Annotated in this window: 6 protein-coding genes and 3 pseudogenes; 4 read left to right on the forward strand and 5 right to left on the reverse strand. The window is 60.2% G+C overall.

Annotation, left to right across the window (positions count from 1 at the left end; all coding sequences use genetic code 11):
* The 4 genes and pseudogenes from EN786_RS38080 to EN786_RS35710 form a co-directional block, all read left to right on the forward strand.
* Positions 1-249 (forward strand): annotated as a pseudogene (locus tag EN786_RS38080) (hypothetical protein); the annotation flags it as partial.
* A 153-nt stretch (positions 250-402) separates the two neighbouring features.
* The gene (locus EN786_RS39595) at positions 403-726 is read left to right on the forward strand and encodes a recombinase family protein (RefSeq protein WP_348642270.1); all 324 of its coding nucleotides are present in this window, start codon (positions 403-405) and stop codon (positions 724-726) included.
* Positions 727-734: 8 nt separating this feature from the next.
* Positions 735-950 carry a helix-turn-helix domain-containing protein gene (locus EN786_RS39600; RefSeq protein ID WP_348642271.1) on the forward strand — a complete coding sequence of 72 codons (216 nt, stop codon included), beginning with the start codon at positions 735-737 and terminating at the stop codon, positions 948-950.
* On the forward strand, positions 947-1,375 hold the full coding sequence (locus tag EN786_RS35710) for a hypothetical protein (RefSeq protein ID WP_135909966.1): 429 nt from the start codon (positions 947-949) through the stop codon (positions 1,373-1,375). The genes EN786_RS39600 and EN786_RS35710 overlap by 4 nt, the downstream gene beginning before the upstream one ends.
* 297 nt (positions 1,376-1,672) lie before the next feature.
* Here EN786_RS35710 and EN786_RS35715 read toward each other — a convergent pair.
* From EN786_RS35715 to EN786_RS35735, 5 genes and pseudogenes are all read right to left on the reverse strand, one after another.
* Positions 1,673-2,454 (reverse strand): annotated as a pseudogene (locus tag EN786_RS35715) (IS110 family transposase); the annotation flags it as partial.
* A gap of 84 nt (positions 2,455-2,538) precedes the next feature.
* On the reverse strand, positions 2,539-3,573 hold the full coding sequence (locus EN786_RS35720) for a site-specific integrase (RefSeq protein WP_348642272.1): 1,035 nt from the start codon (positions 3,571-3,573) through the stop codon (positions 2,539-2,541).
* The gene (locus EN786_RS35725; RefSeq protein ID WP_135909970.1) at positions 3,540-4,907 is read right to left on the reverse strand and encodes a tyrosine-type recombinase/integrase; all 1,368 of its coding nucleotides are present in this window, start codon (positions 4,905-4,907) and stop codon (positions 3,540-3,542) included. The genes EN786_RS35720 and EN786_RS35725 overlap by 34 nt, the downstream gene beginning before the upstream one ends.
* Positions 4,904-6,136, reverse strand: coding sequence for a site-specific integrase (locus EN786_RS35730; RefSeq protein WP_135909972.1), 1,233 nt, complete (start codon positions 6,134-6,136; stop codon positions 4,904-4,906). Before EN786_RS35730 ends, EN786_RS35725 begins: the two co-directional genes overlap by 4 nt.
* A 155-nt stretch (positions 6,137-6,291) precedes the next feature.
* Positions 6,292-6,546 (reverse strand): annotated as a pseudogene (locus tag EN786_RS35735) (IS110 family transposase); the annotation flags it as partial.
* Between the last annotated feature and the right edge of the window lie 796 nt (positions 6,547-7,342).

Below are 7,342 nucleotides of genomic sequence, written 5' to 3' on the forward strand. Positions count from 1 at the left end.
CGTGAAAACGATCCGAGCGCCGGCAAGCTTGCCGAGGAGGCCTGGCTCGCGAACAGCCATGTGCCTGGCGTCCTTTCCGGCAAGCAGCCTTTGGTTGCTTCCATCGACGGCTATATCACTTTGGGGGGCGAGGATGAGGCAGCTGACTACGTCGAGGAAAACGGCCAGGCCTGGCAGGCCACGCCCGGTGCAGTCGCGTGGCTGGCGGAGGTTACCAGAAAGCTGAAGCCACGACGACGGCGTAACTGACCGCCGGAACCGATGGGCGTGTTTTAATTTGGGTATACCCGGCCTGAACCCCCGCCATGAACACGTCGCAACCGGAAAAGCCTGTATATTTTGGGCTCAATCTTCGTTAATGAACAGAGCATCGCGCCGGCACACCCAAAATGAACAGTTTGCATGACCCGCATCGGATACGCCCGCACCTCCACCACTGACCAGAACCTCGCCGCGCAGACCGCCGCGCTCAAGGCCGCCGGCTGCGAGGTCATTCGCGAGGAGCAGAAGAGCGGCTCTACCCTAGAAGGCCGTCCGCAACTCAACACCATTCTCGACTTCATTCATGCTGGCGAGACGCTTGTCGTCACCCGGATTGACCGCCTGGCCAGATCGCTGCGCGACCTGCAGATGATCGTGGACAAGCTCAAGACGAAGGGCGCGCATCTCTCCGCGACAGAACAACCTGTCGATACGTCGACCGCCGCCGGTAAGGCCCTTCTTTGACATGCTTGGTGTCTTTTGCCGAGTTCGAGACCAATCTGCGGCGCGAGCGCCAGGCGGAGGGAATCGCTGCCGCCAAGAAGCGCGGCACATACAAGGGCCGGCCGCCGAAAATCGACCGCGACGCGATCCAGAAAAGGCTTAAACAGGGTCAGGGCCCAACACAAATCGCCCGCAATCTCGGCGTCTCACGCGGTACTGTCTATCAGGTGAGGAAGGGCAAATGACGAAGGGCAGGCTCATAACCCGTCTGACGCCAGCGACATGCGAAGAGATCCAGACCCGCATGCTCGAGGTCTGCCAGAAGATCGCTGAGGACAACGGCCTGGTCATCGAGGGCGCCGGATGGCGCGGCACGGATACCGGCTTCTTCTTCGAGCCCGTGTTCCGCGTCAGCATTCCCGCTTCCGACGGCACCGCATTCAATCTCGAAAAAGACAGGTTCGAGTTTCTGGCAGAGCAATTCGGATTGGCCCCTTCGGACTTCGGACGCGAGTTCCGCACCGGAAGCGAACGGTTCCGGATCACCGGCATCGATCCAAAGCGGCCACGCTACCCGATCTCCGCAGAGCGAATTCCCGACCGCAGAGGATTCAAATTTGCCGCCGAAAATGTCGCCATGCTCCTGCAAGCCAAGGAGAGCAAGCCGTAAAGTTCTCCGATTGTTCCGCAAGTTGGCCAAAATCGCATATGTGGAACGGCCCGCTTGGCAAGATATTTCCTCATGTATTTCCCCAGTAAGGACGGTGCGGTCATATGTCCGGCCTGTTTTCTGGCCTTTCAGCCATGGCCACGATGAGATCCGCGGAGCAAATCGCCTAATCAGCTTCTCGCGCTGTAACGCGCTTGCGATTTTGCGGTCTGATTTGCTTCGGGATGTCGTCCCGTTGGGTCATCACAATTGGCACCTTGCCTGCCTTTCCGACTGGTCGGCCGGAAAGCTCGTTGTCTAAGCCTGGACGATCATCTTCGCTCCCCGATAGCTATCGCCTCGAACGAGAAGAGCCCAGATGATGCGCCCGATCTTGTTTGCGAGTGCGACAGCGATAACCTTGAACGGGCGGCGCAACATCATGGCCGCTATCCATGGTGATGGCTGGAGGCCACGACGAGCGAGCTTGAGGATCGACGTCGCTCCAGCGACAAGCAGCGTTCGCAGTTGCTGGTTTCCGCGCTTTGAGATCGAACCTATCCGTTCTTTTCCTCCGCTGGAATGCGCGCGTGGAGTCAACCCAATCCAGGCAGCGAAATCTCGACCGGTTCGGAAGCCAGCGGGATCCGGTACAACTGCTCGAACGGTCGCGGCAATGATCGGCCCCACGCCGGGAATCGCCGTCAGGCGTCGAGCGCTGTCGTCTTTTCTCACCGCTTCAAGGATTATTCGATCGAGCCTTTCAATGCGTGCCGTCACGGTCTCGATTTGCTCGTCGAGCTCTTCCAAAGCCATTCGTGCTGCACCCGGCAATCTCAGGTCACTGTCGTCGCGCACTATGGCGGCAAGACTGACGATTCCGACCAGACCGGTCGCCCTGACAATGCCCAGTTCGGCAAGGTGAGCTCTCAGAGCATGATTGCTTGAGTGCGCTGACGGATGAGCAAATCTCGTGTTTTGAGCACCATTCCGGCAGCCTGCTCGTCCTGCGTTTTTGCCGGCACGTAGCGCATGGTCGGCCGGGTGACTGCCTCGCAAATAGCTTCGGCGTCTGCGGCGTCAGTTTTGTTGCGCTTCACTAATCGTCAGGTGACCATAATGCGGAGGAGCGCGGTCTGATCGGCAGATTCTCGCCGTTTTTGTCCATGTTCCTCCGCATTATTTCAGAGCGTGTCGAGCCAGGCGAGCACGCTCGCATCGCGCTTCCAAGATGGCTGGCCGCCGGGTGTGGTTGGAGCGGCGACCTTTTCCAGGGCTTTCCGCTTCGTTTCCAGATTGGCCCTGGCATAGTGGTTGGTCGTGTCGAGGCTCACATGGCCGAGCCAGCTTCGGATGACCGTAACGTCGACGCCCGCCGAGATGAGGTGCACGGCGGTGGCGTGCCGGAAGGCGTGTGGCGTTACGTGCTTGGCACGCAGCGTTTGCATGGTTTCGGCCGCCGCCTTCACGTAGGCGGCGAGCTTGAACCGGACCCCTGAGGCGCTGAGCGGCTCACCATAGCGGTTGACGAACAGCCGCTGGTCGGGCGCTCGCGGTTGCCGTTCAAGCAGTTTCTTCAGCAACATCACGGTTTCCGGCCAGAGCGGGCAGATACGTTCCTTCCGGCCCTTGCCGGTCAGACGCACGCAGTTCGGGCTTTCGAACCGGATTGCTTCGGGGCACAGGTCGAGCGCTTCCTGTATTCGTGCGCCGCTGTTGTAGAGGAACGAGAGCAGCGCATGATCGCGCATGCCCTCAACGGTCGAACGATTTGGCTGAGCGAGGATCGCCGTCACTTCCGCCGGATCCAGATAGCAAGGTTCCGACACCGGAGCGCGCTTGATCGGGATGTGGAGGACTTCGACGCATTGCGCGATCGATGCGGGATCCCTGGTGGCCACGAAGTGGAAGAAGCTGCGGATCGCAGCAAGCCGGCAGTTGCGCGTGCCGATCGTACCGCCACGTTCATGTTCGGCGTGGCGGAGGAACGCGGCGATTTCGTTGGCGGCCAGATCGGCCAGCGTGATCATAGCCACCTTCTTCCCAGCACGCTGCGCAACGAACCGAAGCAGCAGCCGCCAGGTATCGCGGTAGGACCGGACTGTGTGGATGGACGCGTTGCGCTGCTCGACCAGCCATTCATAGAAGAACGCGCGCAGCAGGACCGGGAACCGATCATCCCTGCTCATGACCCCACCTCCTGCCTCAGATTGAGGCATGGTGCGCCAACTGCCCGGAACCGCTCATTTGCATAATGCAGCAGATCCTGCGTCACGGTGATGTAGACCAAGGTAGAGTTGATGTCCCGATGGCCGAGGTAGGTCGCTAGGAACGGCAGGCGATCCTGTGGATTGATGCCCGTTCGGTACCATTCGAGGATCCTGTTCACCACCATCGAGTGGCGCAGGTCATGAACGCGAGGACCTGTTTTTCCTCGCAATGGCTTCAGCCCAGCGCGGCGTATGAGGTCGGTAAGCAGCCAGGTGATCATTTCCGGCGTGTAATGGCCGTCGCCTCGCTCGTGCCAGAACAGGCCGGAGCGCGCGTCCTGTGATCCACCGGCACGCCGCCGCGCATCGATGTAGGCCCGAAGCTCGACTACAACGCTGTCGGGTAGCGGCAGAATCCGGGTCTTGAAGAACTTAGTCTGCCGGATGGTTATCGTACCGACCTGCAGGTCAACGTCACCAAGATCGAGACGGGCAAGCTCGCCGCGCCGTAAGCCTGCGCAATAAGCCAGCAGCAGCATCGTGTACATGCTCAGCGGTCGAAGCGGCACCCGTGGCGACGGATAGGTACGTGCGAGGTCGAGCATCCGTCCCACGTCGGCAGGCGAGTAGATATGGGGCTTTCGCCATTGCCTGGCGGCCTGCTTCCTCGGTCTCGGGTCCGGTCGCCGCTCAGGCATCGACGGGTCGCGGTGACGAAGGATTTTCGCCAAGACACGCTTGAGCTTTTCGCATTCCTCCGTGTGGTGACGCGTGCCATTCGTTGCCGCCCATCGATCGATCATGGCGCTCAGCAGTTCGGTTTCCGGTCCCGGATGCGACTGCAGGAACCGGTCGAACCGCAAGAGCAACAGGGGCTGCGAAGTGTATTTGTATCCTCTGCGCCGCATCATCGCGACATGCTCGGCCATCATTTTTCCCAGTACGCTGCCGAACGGCCTAGGCTGGCGCAGTTCGGCAAGAGCCTGTTCCGGATCCCGCGACGCCAATGCCCGCCAGATCGGCATGCACTGCTTGATATTGCACTCATCGCGCAGAGCGGCGACGGGATTGCTTTCGATCGCGCCGATTTCCACCAGGCGTTCGAGGAACCGGTCAATGATGCGGGTGCGGTGCAAGAGCGTGGATGCCGCCCGGCGAATGGCTGATTCTCGTAGCCAGGCCAGCAGCACTTCTTGACCGAGTGCCTCGTAACGTTCGGCGACATCCTGGAAGCCATGCAAGACCTGCCGATAACAGGTTCGGCTTTTCATGCTGCGCAGATCAAGGCTCGCGACATAGCGGCCGATGTTCGCGCGGTCGGGATCGGGCCAGCGGGCGGTCATGCCAGCACCTCCATGCCCGGCACGTCAAGCGCGATAGTCCTGAGGTCCTCGGTAGCAAGCTTGAGGTAGGGAGCCGTCGATCCTGTCGAACGGTGTCCCAGGAGGTCGCCGATGACCTTTTGAGGCACCGCGGCCCGCAGCATTTCGACCGCGCGCGCATGACGGAAGATATGAGGTCCACACTTACCAGGCGGTTGGACGCCAGCGTCACGGAGCCGCCGGCGAACCACGCTGTAAAGCTTGTCGAGCTTGCGATAGGGCGCGCGCGTGCGGATGAAGATCTCCCTGGCATCGGTCACGGGCCGTCCGGAACGCAGATAGGCGAGCACCGCTTCGCCGACCGGCTCAAGCAGGGGCAGGAATGTGGTGGCTCGTGTCTTGTAGTGTCGAACACGGATGGCTTCCGTTCGCCAGTCGATGTCCTCGATCCGTAGATGGCGGATCTCTCCAGAGCGTAGACCATAGGCTGCAAGGAGTTGCAGGATCGCATGGTCTCGCAACCCCGCCGATGTCTTGTCCTTCTTGGCGCTCTCCAGCACAGCGGCTATCTGGCCGCGGTCCAGGACTGACGGTACTCCTTCGTATGCATAAAGCGTCGGGGCTATGACGTGCCCTGACAGGTCCGTCGTGACGCGACCTGTGATGTGGAGATAACGCAGCAGCGAGCGAAGGCGCTCTGCTACAGCCTTCAGTGAGCAGCGCGTCAGTTTCGGCGCGCGCAAATCCATATAGCGGTCAACGTCGCCGATGCTCAGGTCCATCAGGCCTTCGACACCGCATCGTTCGAGTTGCCAGGCCAGGAAGTGTCGAGCCTCCCACAAGAACGCGTCGATGCTGGGCCGAGCAAAGCCACGCTCCTCGTGAAGCCAGGTCTCGTATTCGTTGCTGATCGTAAATCGCAGTGCATCGGCGGCGCAGGTCGCTTTCGGGGCTGGTGGCCACTGCCCCTGCACAAGCCGAAGCAGTGCGTGAATGCCCGCGCACGGAATCTGGTGCCAGCGCGGACCGGGACGTCGACCACGACGCTGCCGGAACAGCGCGACCGCATCGCGCAGATATCGCTTCACTTGGGCTTCGGTCACATCCGTGACCAGGATATTTCGCCGCGCAAGATGGTCGAGGAACCCGCGCGCATAAGCACAATAGTTTGCTACCACCACCGGGCTGTATTGTTGGCTGATCAGTACGGCTTCGAGCTCGGTAATCAGTTCGCAATCGGATTTCGACATCAATGGCTCCTCTGCTGGTCAAACGACCGCAGAGGTTCACCGGAAAATAATGCGGAGCAAATCCCTCGACGAACGGCAGGATCGTGCGGATTTCACGCGCTCCTCCGCATTATGGTCACCTGACGATTAGTCAAGATATCGTCAGGTGAGCATATCTTGATGTAGGCCTTCACGTATGCGGGTGGCATCATCCGAACCGTATGCCCCAGAGCCTGAATTTCCCGAGCCCAATAATGCGCGCTGCCACAGGCTTCCATCCCTACGAGGCAAGGCTGCAGTGTGCGAAAGAAGTCCAGCACCTGCGATCGACGCAGTGCGCGACGTACGATCACGTCTCCCTCTTCGGCTATGCCATGAACCTGAAAAACGGATTTGGCCAGATCGAGCCCGACTGTGGTAATCTTCTTCATGGAGCGGTCCTTCTTCTTTGTGGCGCTTCAACACGACCACGTTAGGCACTTGATGCCGTTTGAGAAGGGCCGTTCCACCTCATCAGCTTGGGGCCGATTAGGCCATTTTGGGCGATATCAACCGGCGCGATACCGCCGACGGCCTGCGCGCGATCCCATCGCTGCCGGTCCAAGCTACGAGAAACTGGCGTCATTCGACGCTTATTTGAAGGGACCACCTGACTGGTTTGAAGGGACCACCTGACTGGTCGTCAGTGCGTCGCAGGAGAGGGTTTTCTATGGCCGGATAAGGCGCGCCGCCGACAACTGTACCAACGTCCGCTATCCGCTTCGCCTTAAGCCAGGCGTTCAGCCTGAACGCGGCCGGCAGCCTGCCGAGCGGCAATGCAACAAATGCGGGGTGACGTCGTGTTCAACGCCGTCCTGCGTCGGTCGGGTGGCGTGTCGAAAGTCAGCCATTTAGCGATGCTGAGCCAACCATAGCCGGTATGACCGGCGTCGGCACAGGACAAGCCCATCCTTCCGCAGGGCATGAACATTTCGAACACCATCTGCCGCGATTGTCGATGAGCGTGGCGCACCTGGCGGGCGAATTGAGAAACTGCACCCCTATTGCCTCATCGACGAATGTTACCAAACGATTTGGCGGGGAAGAGCTGGCGTCATCCAGGGGTCGGAACAAGAGCAGTGCGAAATCGTACGCTAAGGGTGAACGGATCATGAACTCTACTGTAGTGCGGCTGTGTAGCATCCGATCCCTGTGGATTGCCATCGCGGGGCACCCAGTTTTGATTTC

Origin of the sequence: Mesorhizobium sp. M4B.F.Ca.ET.143.01.1.1, from assembly GCF_004792275.1 — a bacterium.
GTDB lineage: Bacteria > Pseudomonadota > Alphaproteobacteria > Rhizobiales > Rhizobiaceae > Mesorhizobium > Mesorhizobium abyssinicae.